This is a genomic window from Pararhodobacter zhoushanensis (assembly GCF_003990445.1).
GTDB classification, from domain to species: domain Bacteria; phylum Pseudomonadota; class Alphaproteobacteria; order Rhodobacterales; family Rhodobacteraceae; genus Pararhodobacter; species Pararhodobacter zhoushanensis.
In genome coordinates, this window is sequence record NZ_REEZ01000009.1 from 85,561 (window position 1) to 101,925 (window position 16,365).

Genomic DNA, 16,365 nt, shown 5'->3' on the forward strand with positions numbered 1-16,365 from the left:
CAAAGGGACAAGAAGGTATGCTTAAAGAATTTCGCGATTTTATCGCCCGCGGTAATGTCATGGACATGGCAGTCGGTATAATCGTCGGCGCCGCGTTTACCGCGATCGTCAGTTCACTGGTGGCCGATCTGATCAACCCGATCATCGGACTTTTCACCGGTGGCGTCGATTTCACCAACAATTATTTCGTTCTGTCGGGCGAGGTTCCAGCCGACGCCAGCCTGACCGCCGCACGCGAATCCGGCGCGTCGGTCTTTGCCTACGGGTCATTCATCATGGCGATCATCAATTTCCTGATCATCGCCTGGGTGGTGTTCATGCTGGTCAAGGGCGTCAACAAGGTCAAGGACTCGGCCCTGCGCAAAGAGGCTGAAGCAGCACCCGCCGCCGCCGAACCCGCCGCGCCCCCGCCGCCCTCGCCCGAGGCGCTACTGACCGAGATCCGCGATCTGCTGGCCGCCCGGACCTGACCAACACGCCGGCGCTACACATGATGGGGTGGGTCTTTCGAGGCCCGCCCTTTTTCAGTGACACGGCCTGCGGTCACGCGGACGGACCGAACACCTCATCGCCGTTGCCCCACAGCGCAATCAGGTCGGCCAAGGTGTCGCGCCCCTCACCGGCCATCCGTAAGGCCAGCGCATCGGTTCCGATCAGCGCGGCGACGCGCCACGCGTCCTGCGCGGCGGCACGGGCCGGGGCGCCCGCGCCGAGCATCTCTTCGATCGCATTCGCCGCAAGGGTAAAGGGCAAGGCCAAGGCCAGCGCCGGAATCGTCGGCGATCCGGCGACCAGCTGGTGCGCCAGATCCACGACAACGACGCGCGCCGCTGCCTGCTCGACCAGAAGCCGCGTCACCACGGTTTCGGTCAAGGCGTCGATTGCGTCCGTGGTTAACACCCGGAACAGTCCCCACGTCCCACGCGCCGGAACGGCGCACACCCGACGTTTTCATAGCGCAATCTGAGGGATACGCAAACGCCGGGGTTTGCCGGGTCAGGTGTTCTGGTCTGGTTCGGTTTCCGGCAACGGTGAAAGATCGCGCACACCGCGCGCCGGGCCATCCGCCGTGTAACTGGCCCAACCCGCCCCATCGCGCGGCTCGGGCAGGGTATCGGGCCGCTCGTGCAGGTGGATATGCACCTTGGCGATGAACAGCGCGGTGATCGGCGAGGTCAGGAACAAGAACAGCGAGATCAGCAGTTCATGCGCCGAAAACCGCCCTTCGGTGGCCAGAACAAAGATCATCGAGCCGATCAACACGCCGCCGACACCCAGCGTCGTGGCCTTGGTCGGCGCGTGCAGCCGGGTCATGGCGTCGGGCAGCCGGATCAGGCCATACGAGCCGACAAGGCCAAAGAATGCCGCGATCAGCAGGAAAGCCGAGACCGCGATATCGGCCCACAGGGGAAGGTCATATTGCATGCGCTTGCTCCCTTACTCGATGATATCGCCGCGCAGAAGAAAGCGGCAGTAGCTGACGGTCGAGATAAAGCCGACCAGGGCAAAGAGCATCGACACCTCAAAGAAGATCGACGATCCCAAGGCGATTCCCAACAGGATCAACAGGGCGATGGCGTTGATCACCATGGTGTCCAGCGCCAGGATGCGGTCGCTGATGTTGGGACCGGTGGCCACGCGCCACAGGTTCAGCAGCAACCCCAGTGAGAAGGCACCGATGGCGATGGTCAGGGCATAACCGATCATTCGAAGATCTCCTTCAGACGGCGTTCATAGCGGGCCTTGATGTCGTCACGCACAGCCGCCGGATCGGGCGCATGCAGGCAATGCACCAGAATGGCGTGGCCATCCGCGGCCAGATCGCACGATACCGTGCCCGGCGTCAGCGTGATGGTCATGCCAAGCACGGTGATCGCTTCGGGCGAGGTGATGTCGAGCGGCACACAGATCCACGCCGGTTGCAGTGACTTGCTGGGCTTGAACAGCACGATCAGCGCGACCTCGGTATTGGCCTTTATGATGTCATAGAGCACGATCAGGCCGTATTCGATGACAACCAATGGCCGGCTGAGCCGCGGCATATCAGGCCAGTAGGGCCGGATCAGCATCGGCACGAAAAGCCCCAGCAGCACGGCGAAAACGATCGAGTTGATGGCGACGGTATTGACCAGCAAGAGCCAGCAAATCGCCAGAACCACCGACAGGACCGGATGGGGCAGCAAACGCGACAGCATGTCAGTGTCCCTCTTCTTGCGGGGCGTGGCTTTGCGCCGGAGCACCGTGGTCGGCACCGTGCAGCGCGTCGGCCAGCTCTTCTTCCTGCTCGGCGCGCACGAGGCGCTCCTCGGGGGTGCCCAGCACGGCGTAGATGTACTCGGACGCGTTATAAAGCTGCGCCGCCGTCGCCGTCGTATAGCGCGACACCGGCCCCGCCGCGACAGTCAGGGCGACAACCAGCGCCAGCAAAGCGCCCAGTGCGGCAAGGCCCCAGCCTGAGGTGCTGCCCGGCGCAACTTCGAACCCGTCGGATGCCGGGGCCACATTGTCGTAGGGCTTCCAGAACAGCTGCGAACCCGCGCGCGAAAAACCCACCACGGCGATCAGCGAGGTAACCAGCACGAACGCCCAGCCCCAGACCCACCAGTCCTGATCCCGGATGGCTTGCAGCACCATCAGTTTGCCCAGAAAACCCGACAGCGGCGGCATGCCTGCCGAGGCAATCGCGGCCATGAAGAACATGGCCGAGATCAGCCCGCCCCCGACAATCGGGGCCTGCAGACGCAGCGCTGAATTCCCGCGCCGGGCGCGGACCTGATCGACGACCAGAAACAGCGCAGCCCCGGCGAGGGTCGAGTGAATGAGATAGTAAAGCGCGGCCCCCGTTGAGGCCTCGGTAAACGCGCCCACTGCCAGAAACAGCGTGCCCATCGAGCCGATCGCCGAGAACGACGCCACCCGCGCCAATGTCCCGCCGCCCAGCACGCCGATCATGCCAATCGCCAGCGTGACCATCGCCGCAGGCGCGATCACGTCGCTGACCAGCCCGCCCATCGAGACAAGCGTGGTCGGGAAGATCAGCGTGAACACACGGATCACCGAATAAGCGCCGACCTTGGTCATCACGGCGAACAGCGCCGCCACCGGCGCGGGCGCCAGCGCATAGGTGTTGGGCAGCCAGAAATGCATCGGCAGCAGTGCGCCCTTGAGCACGAAGACCAGCAACAGCAGCGCCGCCGTCACCCGCACCAGTGCCGCATCGCCGGCGGGCAACTGCGTGGCGCGCTCGGCCAGATCGGCCATGTTGAGCGAGCCAAAGACCGCATAGAGCGTCCCCAGTGCGAACAGGAACAGCGTCGATCCGGCGAGGTTATACATCACATACTGCACCCCGCCGCGCAGCCGCATCCGCCCGCCGCCATGGGTCATCAGACCGTACGAGGCGATCAGCAGGATCTCGAAGAACACGAAGAGGTTGAAGATGTCGCCGGTCAGCATCGCGCCGAACAGGCCCATCAGCTGGAATTGAAACAGCGCGTGGAAGTTCTTGCCGCGCTGATCCCAGCCGGTGGCCGTCGCATAGGCCAGTACCACCAGCCCCAGCACGGCGGTCAGCGTGACCATCAGCGCGCTCAACCGGTCCAGCACCAGCACGATACCAAAGGGCGCGGGCCATGAGCCCAGTTCGTAGCTTTCCACAGCTCCGCTTTGCGCCGCGACCAGCAGCGCCAGCGTCGCGGCGACCATCAGCACAGACGAGGTTAGCCCCGCCACGCGTTGCAGCACGACATCGTGGCGCATCGTGAGAATGATCAGGGCACCGATGAAGGTGGGCAGTAGAATGGGGGCGATAATCCAATGTTGCATGTCGGCCCCTTAGTTCCCGGTCTCTGGCTGTTCGCCGGGTTTTTCGATGTCGATCGCATCGGTCCCGGCGTTCAGATACGACCCCAGCGCCAGGATCACCACCAAAGCGGTCATCCCGAACGAGATCACGATGGCCGTCAGCACCAGCGCCTGCGGCAGCGGGTCGGTCATCACCTCGGCCGCACCCAGGATCGCCGGGGCTCCGGCCACCAGCCGGCCCGAGGTGAAGATGAAGACGTTCACCGCATAGGTGAGCATCGACAGCCCGAGCACGACCGGAAAGGTCCGCAGCCGGAGCATCAGATAGATGCCTGCCGCCGTCATCGAGCCGATAGCAATTGCAACCAGTGCTTCCATGTCAGCGGGCCTCTTCAATCTTGGCGACCAGATTGGCGCGCGGGTCAATGTCCATGGGGGTCAGGTTAACCCCCTCGCCTGCCCGCACGCCGATCCGGCTGAGGCTGGCCAGCGCCAGCATCACGGCGCCAACGACGGTCAGGAACACCCCCAGATCGAAAGCCGCGGCACTGGCAAGGTGGATTTTGTCCAGCGGCCAGATCTCGACGTAGACGCTGCTCGAGGTCAGGAAATTCCAGCCCAGCACCATGCTGACCAGCCCGGTCACCACAGCGATCAGCACACCAGTGGCGATCACGCCGTGATAGGCAACCTTCTGGCGTTCCTGTGTCCAGGCGAAGCCGGATGCCATGTATTGCATCAACAAGGCGATGGCGACGACCAGACCGGCGATGAACCCGCCGCCCGGCTCGTTATGGCCGCGCAGGAAGATATAAATCCCCACCACCAGCGAAATCGGCAGCGCGACGCGGGTTGCCACCACCATCATCAGCGGGTGGCGGTCCCGCGCCTGCGCCATATCGGGCACCCAGTTCATCAACCGGCGCGAGGCCGGGCCGACAAGGATCACTTCGACCAGCGCATAGATCACCAGCGCGCCGATCCCCAGCACGGTGATCTCGCCCATCGTATCAAAGCCGCGGAAGTCGACGAGGATCACGTTGACTACGTTATTGCCGCCGCCGCCGATATACGAGTTGGCGACATGGTAGTCGGCAATGGTCGGCAGGCTCATGTCGCGGGTCAGGATGGCGTAAGCCAGCGCGCCGACACCCCCACCCGCAACCAGCGCGATAACACCGTCACGGATCCGGCGCGCGGGTGACGATTCGCGTGGGGTTTCCTTGGGCAGATAGTTCAGCGCCAGCAGCAGCAGGATGACCGTCACCACCTCGACCGTCAGCTGGGTCAGGGCCAGATCGGGGGCCGAGAAGCGCACGAAGGTCATCGACACCACCAGCCCGCAGATCGAGATCACAATCAGCGAGACAAAGCGCATCCGGTGAACCGCGACCACGCCGATAGACGCGACCATGATCAGCACGAAGAAGATCAGCTCGACCGGCCCCACCGGCAGCATCGCCCGCGTCCCCGGCGTGAACGACCCGCCCCAGAACGCCCAGGCGCCATAGGCGACGACGACCACGGTAAAGATCCCCAGATAACGCGAGATCGCGCCGTCATGCAGCGCCAGCGTCAGCTCATCGGCACCGCGCGCAGCAGACTCGACAATGGCGTCAAAGATCGACTTGGCCTCGGGCCGCGGGGCGTTGTCCCAGAAGGGTGCGAGGCCGCGCTGGAAGGCCAGCAGCACGATCCCCACAGCGACCGCGATGCCCGACATGATCAGCGCCGGGGTCACGCCATGCCACAGCGCCAGATGCATGTGCACCGTCTCGCCGGTCACCGCGCTGGCAACGACATCAACAAAACTTCCAACCGTCTGCGCCGGGAAAATCCCGATCACCAGCACCAGCACCGCCAGAATCGCCGGGGATACCCACATGCCGAAGCCCGGATCATGCGGGTGGTGCGGATAGTCGTTGCGTACCGGCCCCAGGAAGGTGTGGAAGATGAAACGCAGCGAATAGGCGACCGAGAAGATCGCGCCAATCGTGGCAATCACCGCAAACCAGGTGCCGGTGTCATGCGCGGCCTCCAGCATCATTTCCTTGGACAGAAAGCCGTTGAAGAACGGGATGCCTGCCATCGACAGCGCCGCAATCGTGCCGATGGTAAACGTCACCGGCATCAGTTTGCGCAACCCGCCCAGCAGGCGGATGTTGCGGGTATGCGCCTCGTGATCGACGATCCCGGCGGTCATGAAGAGCGCGGCTTTGAAGGTAGCGTGGTTGATGATGTGGAACACCGCCGCCGTCGCCGCGTACTCGGTGCCCAGCCCTAAGAGCAGCGTGATCAGGCCCAGATGCGAGACCGTCGAGAACGCCAGCAGCGCCTTGAGGTCATCCTTGAAGAGCGCAATCACCGCACCCAGCACCATGGTGATCAGCCCTGCCCCGGCGACCAGCCAGAACCACTCGGGCGTGCCCGACAGCACCGGCCAGAGCCGCGCCATCAGGAACAGCCCGGCCTTCACCATGGTGGCCGAGTGCAGATAGGCCGACACCGGCGTCGGTGCGGCCATGGCATGCGGCAGCCAGAAATGGAACGGGAACTGAGCCGACTTGGTAAACGCGCCCAGCAGGATCAGGATCAGCGCGGGCAGGTAGTATTCCGACGACCGGATCGCGTCGCCCTGCTGCAGGATCTCGTGGATGTTGTAGCTGCCCGCGATCTGACCCAGAATCAGCATCCCGCCGATCATCGCCAGCCCGCCGAGGCCGGTCACGGCCAGCGCCATCCGGGCCCCTTGACGACCTTCGGGCAGATGCTTCCAAAAGCCGATCAGCAGGAAGGACGAGAGCGAGGTCAGTTCCCAGAAGACCAGCAAAAGCAGGATGTTGTCGGACAGAACAATCCCCACCATCGCGCCCTGAAAGAGCAGCAGATAGGTGAAGAAATTGCCCATCGGGTCGTCTTTGGACAGATAGAACCGCGCATAGACGATGATCAGCAGACCGATGCCAAGGATCATCGTGGCGAACAGCAGACCCAGCCCGTCGAGCATGAAGGTCACGTTCAGACCGATGACCGGCAACCAGTCCCACCCTTGGGTAATCACCTCGCCGCGCATCACCGCAGGGGCGTTCAGCAGCAAGCCGATCAGCGCCAGGGCGGTAACCGAGAAGGTGACGCTGGCGCAGGTGTTGCGACCCGCGCGGATCATCAGGCCGGGAAGAAGAGCGCCAAGAAAAGGCAGCGCCGCAATCAGGGCAAGGGACATGCAGGTTCCTTTGTCCGAGGGCAGCCTTGCAGGGCGCCGTTGGGGTGGGACGGGCTCACTCCAACCCGCGGCCTTAACATTGAAATCACAGACAGGAAGTCAAGCAAAACCGACGCGATCACAGGGCCGTGAGGCCCCCTTGAAAATTAAATGGGCGGCCCGTTTCGGGGCCGCCCAACCGCACCGCAAAGGTGCGAAATCGACTTAGGCCAGCGCGAGGTTGGTCGCCGACTGGCGGCCGTCACGGCTGGTTTCCAGATCGAAGGTCACTTTCTGACCGTCGTCCAGGCCGCGCAGACCAGCGCGCTCCAGCGCGGTGATGTGCACGAAGATGTCTTTCTGACCGCCTTCGGGCTGGATGAAACCAAAACCCTTGGTGGCGTTGAACCATTTCACGGTGCCAGTGGCCATCGTGATACTCCTGTTTAGCGCTGCCCACAGAATGTGACAGCCCGGCTCAGTCAAATCGGGATCGAGCGCAGGGTGCCCGTTGCGGGGCCTAGACAGGTCGATAGAGATAACGTCGCTTGCCTGATTTGCCCTAAAACCGCCCCTGACTCAAGGAAATTCGCGGAGAGAGGCCAAACACCGGGCCATGTTCCGCTGCTGGTGGCTCGTGGCGGGCGTCAATCTTTCATCAACCACACGCGGTCTAGGGTGGGCATGGGAGAACCCGGAACCTGCGATGAAAACGCCTCAGTTGCTGCTTGCCCTCATGTGTCTCTATGCCGCACCCCTGCCCGCCCGCGCGGTGCCGGAATTATGCGAATCCGCCGCCGTTGCGGCGGCGAGAGAGGCAAACGTGCCCGTCGATGTGCTGCTCGCCATCGCGTTGACGGAATCAGGGCGGCAGGCGCAGGGCCGTCTGCGGCCCTGGCCCTGGACCGCCAATGCCGAGGGGCGCGGCTATTGGTTTGACACACGGCAAGAGGCGGCGGATTTCGCCCACCGGTTGCTGGCGCGCGGCCAGAGGTTGTTTGATCTCGGCTGCTTTCAGATCAACTGGTATTGGCATGGCGAAAACTTCACCCGCCCTGACGACCTGCTCGATCCCCTGACCGCCGCCCGCTATGCCGCCCGGCTGCTGGCAACGCTCCATGACGAGTTCGGCTCGTGGGAAGGCGCGGCAGGCGCCTATCACTCGCGCAATCCGCAGTTCGCTGACCGCTACCGCACCCGCTTCAGCACCCTGCGCGCGGGTTTGAGCGGCAGTGCCCCGACCATCCCCGACCCGCCGTCGGTCCGCGTGAACACCTTTCCCCTGTTGGCCGATGCCCTGACCCAAGGGGCCTCGCTGGTGCCTTTGGCCCTTCCCGCCGCCCGTCCGCTGTTCGAGGCTGCTCCATGACCCTTTCGCTCAAGAACCTCTTCCAGCCCACGGTCCTGCTGGCCCTCGCCCTGATGGCGGTCATCGTGATGATGATCCTGCCGATGCCCGCGTGGATGCTCGATATCGGCCTCGCGGCATCCTTTGCGCTGGCAATCCTGATGTTCACCATCACCCTGTTCATCGAACGCCCGCTGGATTTCTCGATCTTTCCTACCGTGCTGCTTGCGTCGCTCATGCTGCGGCTCTCGCTCAACGTTTCCTCGACCCGGTTGATCATCGGCGAGGGTCACACCGGACCCCAGGCGGCGGGCAGCGTGATTCAGGGGTTTTCCAGCTTCATCATGGGCGGCAGCGTGTTTCTGGGCGTCGTGGTGTTCTGCGTGCTGCTGATCGTGAATTTCATCGTCATCACCAAAGGCGCGGGCCGCATGGCCGAAGTCGGCGCGCGCTTCGCGCTCGACGGGATGCCGGGCAAGCAGCTGGCCATCGACAGCGACATGTCCGCCGGGGCCATCACCCATGCCGAGGCCAAAGCCCGGCGCGAGCAGGAACAGGCCGAGACAACCTTCTTCGGCTCGCTCGACGGCGCCTCGAAATTCGTCAAGGGCGACGCCGTCGCCGGGCTTTTGATCACCCTGCTCAACATCGCCGTCGGGCTGTTAATGGGCACCCTGATGCACGGCATGCCCCTTGGGGAAGCCTTTGAAACCTATGCGATCCTCACCGTCGGAGACGGTCTTGTCAGCCAGATCCCCGCCGTCATCATCTCGATCGCCGCCGCGTTGCTGCTCGCCCGCGGCGGGGCCAGCGGCGCGACAGACAGCGCGCTGGTGGCCCAACTGGGCCGCTACCCCTCGGCCCTGCTCACCGTTGCGCTGTTGATGGGCCTTCTGGCGTTGATCCCCGGCCTGCCGTTTGTCCCCTTCGTCAGCGGCGCCGCCCTTCTCGGCGTGTCGGCCTGGGCTGCCCGCCACGCTGCGGCCGCCAGAAAAGCCGCTGCCGAGGCCCCCCCTGCGCGCGAAGACCAGGGCACGTCACTGGGCGATGTGCTCGACCTCGATGAGATCCACGTCACCTTCGCCCCCGATCTGGTGCCGATGGTGCTGGACCCCGCCACCGGCCTCGACGCGCGCATCATGAACATGCGTAACCATGTCGCGCGCAATTTCGGCCTGCTGTTGCCCGAGATCCGGTTGACCGACGACCACGGACTCGCGCCCGGCGAATATGCCATCCTCATTCAAGGCGTCGAACAGGGCCGCGACCGGTTGCGCCCGGACCGTCGCCTTGCCCTGCTGCCCGATGGCGGCGGCGCGGGCGCCCCGGACGGGATCGACGTCAAAGAGCCCGTCTATGCCGCCCCCGCCCGCTGGATCAGTGCTGAGGATGAAGAGACCGCCGCGCTGAGTGGCCTCACCGTTGTTGGCCCGGCCGAGGTGCTGGCGACGCATCTGCTCGAAGTGCTCAAATCCAACTTCGCGCGCCTGCTCACCCTGCGCGGCCTGCGCCGGATGCTCGATGAGATGACCAACCTTACCGACCGCTCCCGCGCCGAATCGAACCGCCGCCTGATCGACGAGTTGATCCCCGACAAGGTGCCCATCGACACCCTTCTGGCCGTACTGCGCCTGCTGCTGGATGAGCGCGTGTCGATCCGCAATCTGCCGATGATACTGGAAAGCATCGCCGAGTTGCGCGTCCAGCATCTGGGCCCCGAGGCTGTCTGCGAACATGTCCGCCAGCGCATGGGCTTTCAGCTGGTCGCCGGGCTAAAGCGCGCCGACGGCACGCTGCCGCTGGTGCAGCTGGACCCGGCCTGGGAAGAGATCTTCAACCGGTACCAGATCGACGGCGAGCGTGGCAGTCTGGACATCGCCCTGCCCCCGGCTGATTTCGGACGCCTCGCCAATGCCTTGGCTGATACCTTCTCGGATCTGGCCGAGGTCGGCACCAATGCCGCCCTCGTGTCACCTGCCCGCCGCCGTCGCTTCCTGCGTACGGTCATGGCGGCGCGCGACGTCGCCGCCCCGGTACTGGCGTTCGAGGAAATCGGCATGGAGGCGCGCCCGGCCCTCGTCGGACAGGTCGCCGCATGACGGACGAGATGTTCAGCGCCCTGATGGCGCTGGTGACACAGGTGCAGGCCTATCTGGCGGCGGGCGGGCTGGTCTTTGCCCGCATCGGCCCGCTCTTCGCCCTGGTCCCTGTCTTCGGTGAACGCGTGGTGCCCTCGCGTATCCGGCTGATCGCGGCGCTCGCGACAACCGTTGTGATCGCCCCTGCCGTGATCGGCACCCTGCCGGTGCCGCGCGCCAATCAGGTCTCGGTGGCGCTGTTTATCGGCTCGGAATCCCTGATCGGGCTGATCCTGGGCATGGCGCTGCGCCTGATGGTCATGGTTTTGCAGATGGCGGGCACCAAGGCTGCGCAGGCAACGTCGCTGGCGCAAGCCTTTGGCGGCGCAGGTGTCGACCCACAACCGGCCATCTCGCATGTGCTGGTCATGGCCGGCCTCTGCGCGGCGGCGATGGCAGGCCTGCCCGAGCGCCTCGCGCAGTATCTTGTCCTGTCTTATGACCTCTTCCCGCCCGGCCTCTGGCCCAGCCCCTCGGCCCTGGCCCAATGGGGCGTGGCACAAGTCTCGCATGCCTTCGCGCTGGCCTTTTCGCTGGCCGCCCCTTTCGTGATCGGCGCCGGGCTCTACAACCTCGCCCTCGGCGTGATCAACCGCGCCATGCCGCAGCTGATGGTGGCCTTTGTCGGCGCCCCCGCCCTCACTTTGGGCGGCCTGATCCTGCTGCTCATCGCCGCCCCCGTCATGCTGCGCTTCTGGCTCCCCGCCTTTCTGACCGTGCTCACGGACCCGCTGAGCATCACGCCATGAGCGAGGATGACGGCGCCGACCGCCCGCACGAGGCCACCCCGCGAAAGCTTGACGAAGCGCGGCGCAAGGGCGATTTGCCCCGCACCGCCGACCTCACCGCTGCCGCCGCAGCTGCGGGGTTTCTGGCGCTGGTCCTGCTGCCCGGCGGCTGGGTGCCACCGCGGATCGGCACGATTGGCGCAAACCTGCTGGACCGCGCCGACAGCATCGCGCCGGCGCTCTTGGGCGGCGGCAGCGCGCTTGGCGGAACTCTGCTCTCGGGCATCGGCGCGGCCATGGCCCCGGCGATGCTGATCCCCGGCCTGTGCGCCCTCGCCGTCCTGTTCGCCCTGCGCGGCATCGTCTTTGCGCCCGAAAAACTCTCGCCCAAACTGTCGCGCATCTCGCCGCTGTCGAATGCCAAGAACAAGTTCGGCCTCTCCGGCCTGATCGAATTTGCCAAATCTGCCCTCAAACTACTAATCTATGCCACCCTGCTCTGGCTCTTCCTTTCCGCCCGTCTGCCCGACCTGATGCTGACCATCGGTCAAAGCCCCGGTCAGGCCACCGTGGCGATGCTGAGCCTGATGGCCGAATTCTGGACGCTTGTGGTGGTGATCATGGTGGCAATCGGCGGGCTCGATCACCTGTGGCAGGTCTTCGACCATTCCCGCAAACAGCGCATGTCGCATCAGGAACTGCGCGAGGATCACAAACAGGCCGAGGGTGATCCCCATGTCAAACAGCAACGCCGCCAGCGCGCGCATGAGATCGCCACCAACCAGATGCTTGCCGCCGTTCCCACCGCCGCCGTGGTCATCGTGAACCCGACGCATTACGCCGTCGCGCTGGCCTGGACCCCCGGCAGCAGCGGCGCGCCGGTCTGCGTGGCCAAAGGCGTCGACGAGATCGCCGCCCGCATCCGCAAGGCCGCGCAGGAAGCGGGCGTGCCGATCCATGCCGACCCGCCAACCGCCCGCGCCCTGCACGCCACCGTCGATCTGGGGCGCGAGATCAGCCCTGATCATTACCAGCCCGTCGCCGCCGCCATCCGCTTCGCCGACGCGATGCGCAGCAAGGTCCGCGCCCGCAAAGGATCGCGCTGATGGACCCCCGCCGCGCCCGGTCCCTTGCCCGGCTAGCCCAACTCGCCGCCCTGACCCGTGAAGCCGAACTGGCCAAACTCGCCGCCGTCGCCCAGTCGCGCGCCCGGCTGCAATCCGCGCTCGACACCGTGCGCAAGACCGAAGCCCCGCTCGACCCGGCCGAGGCCATCGCCGATCCCGCGATGATCGGCGCCCGCCTCGCCCATCGCCGCTGGAGCGAGGTCCAGCAACGCCGCCTCAACCAGCAACTCGCCCTCGTCTCCGCCGACTGGCTGCGCCAGAAACCCGCCGCCGCCCGCGCCTTCGGCCGCGCCGCCGTGCTCGATGCGCTCAGCCAAAAGGCCCACACCGACCTGCGCACAAAAAATGAGCGCAAGACGTAAGCCCCGCACCCCTCATCTGTCCAAAAATATCCCGGGGGGAGGCCGTCAGGCCGTGGGGGGCAGCGCCCCCCGCGCGCGGCGAAGGGGCTCGATGCCCCTGAGCCGCGCCGACCCTTACGCCGGCATCCGCTGCTCGACCACTTCCGCCCACCACGAACATCCGGCGGGTATCGCGTTGTCGTCGAAATCATAGGCCGGATGGTGCACCATCGCCGTGTCACCATTGCCGACCAGAATATACGCGCCCGGCCGCTCTTCGAGCATGAAGGCGAAATCCTCGCCGCCCATGACCAGCGGCGCCGGCGCGCAGCTGCCCGAGACTTTCTCGGCCACGCGGGCGGCAAACTCGGTCTGCTCGGGGCTGTTGACCATCACCGGATAGCCCTTGATGTAATTCACCGCGGCCTTCGCGCCGAAGCCCGAACAGATCCCCTCGGCCAGCGCCTTGATCCGGACCTCGGCCATCGCGCGGGTGTCGGCATCCATCGTGCGCACCGTCCCGCGCAGCTCGACATGCTGCGGGATCACGTTGAACGCTTCGGATTCGGTACGGAACGACGTCACCGAAACCACCAGATTCTTCACCGGATCATGGTTGCGGCTGGCGACGGTTTGCAGCGCCGTCACCAGCTGTGCGGCCACGACCGTGGTATCGACCGTCTCGTGCGGTTTGGCCGCATGCCCGCCCTTGCCCTCGACATGGATGGTGAACGTGTCGGTCCCGGCAAAGAACGCCCCCTCGCGAATGGCAAAGCTGCCCAGCGGCAGGCCGGGCATGTTGTGCATGCCGTAGACCTCCTGAATGCCCCAACGGTCCATCAGCCCGTCGTCGCACATCACCTTGCCGCCCGCGCCGCCCTCTTCGGCGGGTTGGAAGATGATCACCGCCGTGCCGTCGAAGTTGCGCGTCTCGGCCAGGTATTGCGCCGCGCCCAGCAGCATGGCGGTGTGCCCATCATGGCCACAGGCGTGCATCTTGCCCGGGGTCTTGGACGCATGCGGCGCGCCCGTCGCTTCAAAGATCGGCAGCGCATCCATATCGGCGCGCAGCCCGATCACCTTGCCCGACGCCGTGGCGCGGCCCTTGATCACCGCCACCACGCCGGTTCGGCCGATCCCCTCGACCACCTCGTCACAGCCAAAACTGCGCAGCTTTTCGGCGACGATCCCGGCGGTGCGGTTCACGTCGAACAGCAGTTCCGGGTTCTCATGAAAATCGCGCCGCCACGCCGTGATCTCGGGCAGCAGTTCGGCAAAACGGTTCTTGACCGGCATTCTGTCTCTCCTCGCTCAGGCGTTCAGCGGCATGCGCTGTTCAGCCAGCGTGGCGAACCAGCTGCAGCCCGCCGGGATCGCCTCGTCGTTGAATTCGTATTCCGGGTGGTGCAGATCGGCCGAGGCACCATTGCCCAGCAGGATGAACGCGCCCGGACGCTCGGCCAGCATTTCCGAGAAATCCTCGCCGCCCATCGAGGGCACGACATCGGTTTTCACCGATCCCGCAACCAGTTGCGCCGCCGCCATCGCGTAGTCGGTCTGATCCTCGGCGTTGATCGTCGGCAGCACACCGTCGACATAGAGGAACTCGACCGTGGCGCCATACGCCGCCGCCGTCGAGTCCGCGATCACCTTCATGCGGTCGCGGATCATTTCCTTGGTCGGCACATCGAACGTGCGTACCGTGCCGGTCAGTTTGACCGAGGCCGGGATGACGTTATGCGCCATCGTATCCGTGGCAAAGCCGGTAACGGAAACCACCGCCGGTTGCTGCGGGTCCACGTTACGCGCCACCACTTGCTGCATCGCCATCACGATGGCCGAGGCTGCCAGCGTCGAATCGTAGCTGACATGCGGCTGCGCGCCGTGGCCGCCCTTGCCCTTGACGGTGATCTCAAAGAAATCTGCCGCTGCCAGCAACGGCCCCGATTTGATCGCGAACTGACCGGCGGGCAGGCCCGGCATGTTGTGCAGCCCGTAAACCTCCTGAATGCCCCAGCGGTCCATAAGCCCGTCTTTCAGCATCGCCCGCGCCCCGCCGCCGCCCTCTTCAGCGGGCTGAAAAGCCAGCACCACGGTGCCGTCGAAATTGCGCGTCTCGGCGAGGTATTTCGCCGCGCCCAGCAGGATCGAGGTATGCCCGTCATGCCCGCAAGCGTGCATCTTGCCCGCATCGGTCGAGGCATGCGGCAACCCTGTGGCCTCGATGATCGGCAGCGCGTCCATGTCGGCGCGGAACCCCAGCACCTTGCCCGAGCCGCTCTGCCGCCCCTTGATCACCGCAACGATTCCCGACTGGCCGACGCCTTCGGTCACCTCATCGACACCAAAGTCACGCAGCAGGGCCGCGACCTTGGCCGTTGTTCGGGGAAGATCGAAACGCAGCTCGGGATGCGCGTGCAGATCCTGACGCCATTCGGCGATCTCGGGGTGCAGTTCGGCGAAACGGTTCTTGACGGGCATCAGTTGATCTCCAACGGCATACGACGTTCAGCGAGGGTGACGAACCAGCTGCAACCGACCGGGATGATCGCGTCGTCGAACTGATAGGCGGGATGGTGGCACATCGGCGTGTCGCCGTTGCCAAGGAACAGATAGGCGCCGGGCCGGGCCTCGAGCATGAAGGCGAAATCCTCGGCGGGCATCACGGGTGCGATGTCGCGGATCACCGAGCCTGAGACTTCCTCGGCGCAATCGGCGGCGAAATCGGTCTGCTCGGGGTGGTTCACCGTCACCGGATAGCCCAGCCGGTAATCCACCGCCGCCACCGCGCCGTATGCCTGCGCCGTGGCGGGCACCAACGCCTCGATCCGTTGCTGCGCCAGAAGGCGCAGCGCCGGGTCCAGCGTGCGCACGGTGCCTTTCAGCGTGACCTCATGCGCGATCACGTTCGAGGCGACGGAATCGGTGCGAAAGCTGCCGACGCTCACCACGACACTGCCCAAAGGGTCGATGTTGCGCGAGACGATGCTCTGCAGGGCTATGACGATATGGCTGGCGACCAGCGTGGTATCGATCGTCTGATGCGGCATCGCGGCATGGCCGCCCTTGCCGGTCACGGTGATCTCGAATTCATCCGCCGAGGCCATCAGCGGGCCGGTCCGCGTGGCGAATTGGCCGACGGGAAAGCCGGGCATGTTGTGCAGACCGTAAATCTCCTGCACGCCCCAGCGGTCCATCAGCCCGTCATCGACCATCGCCTTGCCGCCCGCGCCGCCCTCTTCGGCGGGCTGAAAGGCCAGCACGACGGTGCCGTTGAAGTTACGCGTCTCGGCAAGGTATTTCGCCGCGCCCAGCAGGATCGAGGTGTGCCCGTCATGGCCGCAGGCGTGCATCTTGCCGGGGGTCTTGCTGGCGAACTCCAGCCCCGTTGCCTCGTTGATCGGCAGCGCGTCCATGTCGGCGCGAAAGCCGATCACCTTGCCCGAGTCGGTCCGATTGCCCCGGATCACCCCGACCACGCCGGAAATCCCGATGCCGCTGACCACCTCATCGCAGCCAAAGCCCTTGAGCTTGTCGGCGACGATGCCCGAGGTGCGCGGCAGGTCGTACATCAGCTCGGGGTTTTCGTGCAGATCATGCCGCCAGGCGGTGATCTCGGGGTGCATCTCAGCGAGACGATTGCGGACGGGCATCGGCGACTCCTTGAGTTTCTTCAC

Annotated in this window: 17 protein-coding genes; 6 read left to right on the forward strand and 11 right to left on the reverse strand. The window is 65.2% G+C overall.

Annotated elements, in window-relative coordinates; genetic code table 11:
• Window positions 1–17: 17 nt before the first annotated feature.
• Window positions 18–470, forward strand: a complete 453-nt coding sequence (gene mscL, locus EAE28_RS17585) for a large conductance mechanosensitive channel protein MscL (RefSeq protein ID WP_127108695.1) — start codon at window positions 18–20, stop codon at window positions 468–470.
• 73 nt (window positions 471–543) lie between these two features.
• Here mscL and EAE28_RS17590 read toward each other — a convergent pair whose 3' ends face one another.
• The 8 genes from EAE28_RS17590 to EAE28_RS17625 all read right to left on the reverse strand — a co-directional run bounded on the left by EAE28_RS17590 (window position 544) and on the right by EAE28_RS17625 (window position 7,438).
• Complete coding sequence (locus tag EAE28_RS17590; protein WP_127108697.1) at window positions 544–900, reverse strand: hypothetical protein; 357 nt, start codon at window positions 898–900, stop codon at window positions 544–546.
• 96 nt (window positions 901–996) lie between these two features.
• Window positions 997–1,425: a Na+/H+ antiporter subunit G gene (locus tag EAE28_RS17595; protein WP_127108699.1), complete on the reverse strand. Its 429-nt coding sequence runs from the start codon at window positions 1,423–1,425 to the stop codon at window positions 997–999.
• A gap of 12 nt (window positions 1,426–1,437) precedes the next feature.
• Window positions 1,438–1,707, reverse strand: a complete 270-nt coding sequence (locus tag EAE28_RS17600) for a K+/H+ antiporter subunit F (RefSeq protein WP_127108701.1) — start codon at window positions 1,705–1,707, stop codon at window positions 1,438–1,440.
• The gene (locus EAE28_RS17605; protein WP_127108703.1) at window positions 1,704–2,195 is read right to left on the reverse strand and encodes a Na+/H+ antiporter subunit E; all 492 of its coding nucleotides are present in this window, start codon (window positions 2,193–2,195) and stop codon (window positions 1,704–1,706) included. Before EAE28_RS17605 ends, EAE28_RS17600 begins: the two co-directional genes overlap by 4 nt.
• Window position 2,196: 1 nt before the next feature.
• Complete coding sequence (locus EAE28_RS17610; protein WP_127108705.1) at window positions 2,197–3,825, reverse strand: monovalent cation/H+ antiporter subunit D; 1,629 nt, start codon at window positions 3,823–3,825, stop codon at window positions 2,197–2,199.
• Window positions 3,826–3,834: 9 nt separating this feature from the next.
• On the reverse strand, window positions 3,835–4,182 hold the full coding sequence (locus EAE28_RS17615) for a Na+/H+ antiporter subunit C (protein ID WP_127108707.1): 348 nt from the start codon (window positions 4,180–4,182) through the stop codon (window positions 3,835–3,837).
• A 1-nt stretch (window position 4,183) separates the two neighbouring features.
• Window positions 4,184–7,027, reverse strand: a complete 2,844-nt coding sequence (locus EAE28_RS17620; RefSeq protein ID WP_127108709.1) for a monovalent cation/H+ antiporter subunit A — start codon at window positions 7,025–7,027, stop codon at window positions 4,184–4,186.
• 204 nt (window positions 7,028–7,231) lie between these two features.
• On the reverse strand, window positions 7,232–7,438 hold the full coding sequence (locus EAE28_RS17625) for a cold-shock protein (protein ID WP_127108711.1): 207 nt from the start codon (window positions 7,436–7,438) through the stop codon (window positions 7,232–7,234).
• A gap of 274 nt (window positions 7,439–7,712) precedes the next feature.
• Between EAE28_RS17625 and EAE28_RS17630 the strand changes: the two genes are divergently transcribed.
• From EAE28_RS17630 to EAE28_RS17650, 5 genes are read left to right on the forward strand one after another with little or no spacing between them, the layout of a single operon-like run.
• A complete protein-coding gene (locus tag EAE28_RS17630; protein ID WP_246022423.1) occupies window positions 7,713–8,375 on the forward strand; it encodes a transglycosylase SLT domain-containing protein in 663 nt (220 codons plus the stop codon).
• Window positions 8,372–10,453, forward strand: coding sequence for a flagellar biosynthesis protein FlhA (gene flhA / locus EAE28_RS17635; RefSeq protein ID WP_127108713.1), 2,082 nt, complete (start codon window positions 8,372–8,374; stop codon window positions 10,451–10,453). Before EAE28_RS17630 ends, flhA begins: the two co-directional genes overlap by 4 nt.
• A complete protein-coding gene (locus EAE28_RS17640) occupies window positions 10,450–11,241 on the forward strand; it encodes a flagellar biosynthetic protein FliR (protein ID WP_246022431.1) in 792 nt (263 codons plus the stop codon). The genes flhA and EAE28_RS17640 overlap by 4 nt, the downstream gene beginning before the upstream one ends.
• Window positions 11,238–12,326: an EscU/YscU/HrcU family type III secretion system export apparatus switch protein gene (locus EAE28_RS17645; RefSeq protein ID WP_127108716.1), complete on the forward strand. Its 1,089-nt coding sequence runs from the start codon at window positions 11,238–11,240 to the stop codon at window positions 12,324–12,326. The genes EAE28_RS17640 and EAE28_RS17645 overlap by 4 nt, the downstream gene beginning before the upstream one ends.
• Window positions 12,326–12,709, forward strand: coding sequence for a hypothetical protein (locus EAE28_RS17650; RefSeq protein ID WP_127108718.1), 384 nt, complete (start codon window positions 12,326–12,328; stop codon window positions 12,707–12,709). Before EAE28_RS17645 ends, EAE28_RS17650 begins: the two co-directional genes overlap by 1 nt.
• Window positions 12,710–12,823: 114 nt before the next feature.
• Here EAE28_RS17650 and EAE28_RS17655 read toward each other — a convergent pair whose 3' ends face one another.
• The 3 genes from EAE28_RS17655 to EAE28_RS17665 are packed head-to-tail and all read right to left on the reverse strand — an operon-like array spanning window position 12,824 to window position 16,341.
• The gene (locus tag EAE28_RS17655) at window positions 12,824–13,984 is read right to left on the reverse strand and encodes a M20 aminoacylase family protein (RefSeq protein WP_127108720.1); all 1,161 of its coding nucleotides are present in this window, start codon (window positions 13,982–13,984) and stop codon (window positions 12,824–12,826) included.
• Between the two features lie 15 nt (window positions 13,985–13,999).
• Entirely contained in the window at window positions 14,000–15,169 is a 1,170-nt protein-coding gene (locus tag EAE28_RS17660; protein WP_127108722.1) for a M20 aminoacylase family protein, read from the reverse strand.
• Window positions 15,169–16,341 carry a M20 aminoacylase family protein gene (locus EAE28_RS17665; RefSeq protein WP_127108724.1) on the reverse strand — a complete coding sequence of 391 codons (1,173 nt, stop codon included), beginning with the start codon at window positions 16,339–16,341 and terminating at the stop codon, window positions 15,169–15,171. The genes EAE28_RS17660 and EAE28_RS17665 overlap by 1 nt, the downstream gene beginning before the upstream one ends.
• Window positions 16,342–16,365: the final 24 nt, after the last annotated feature.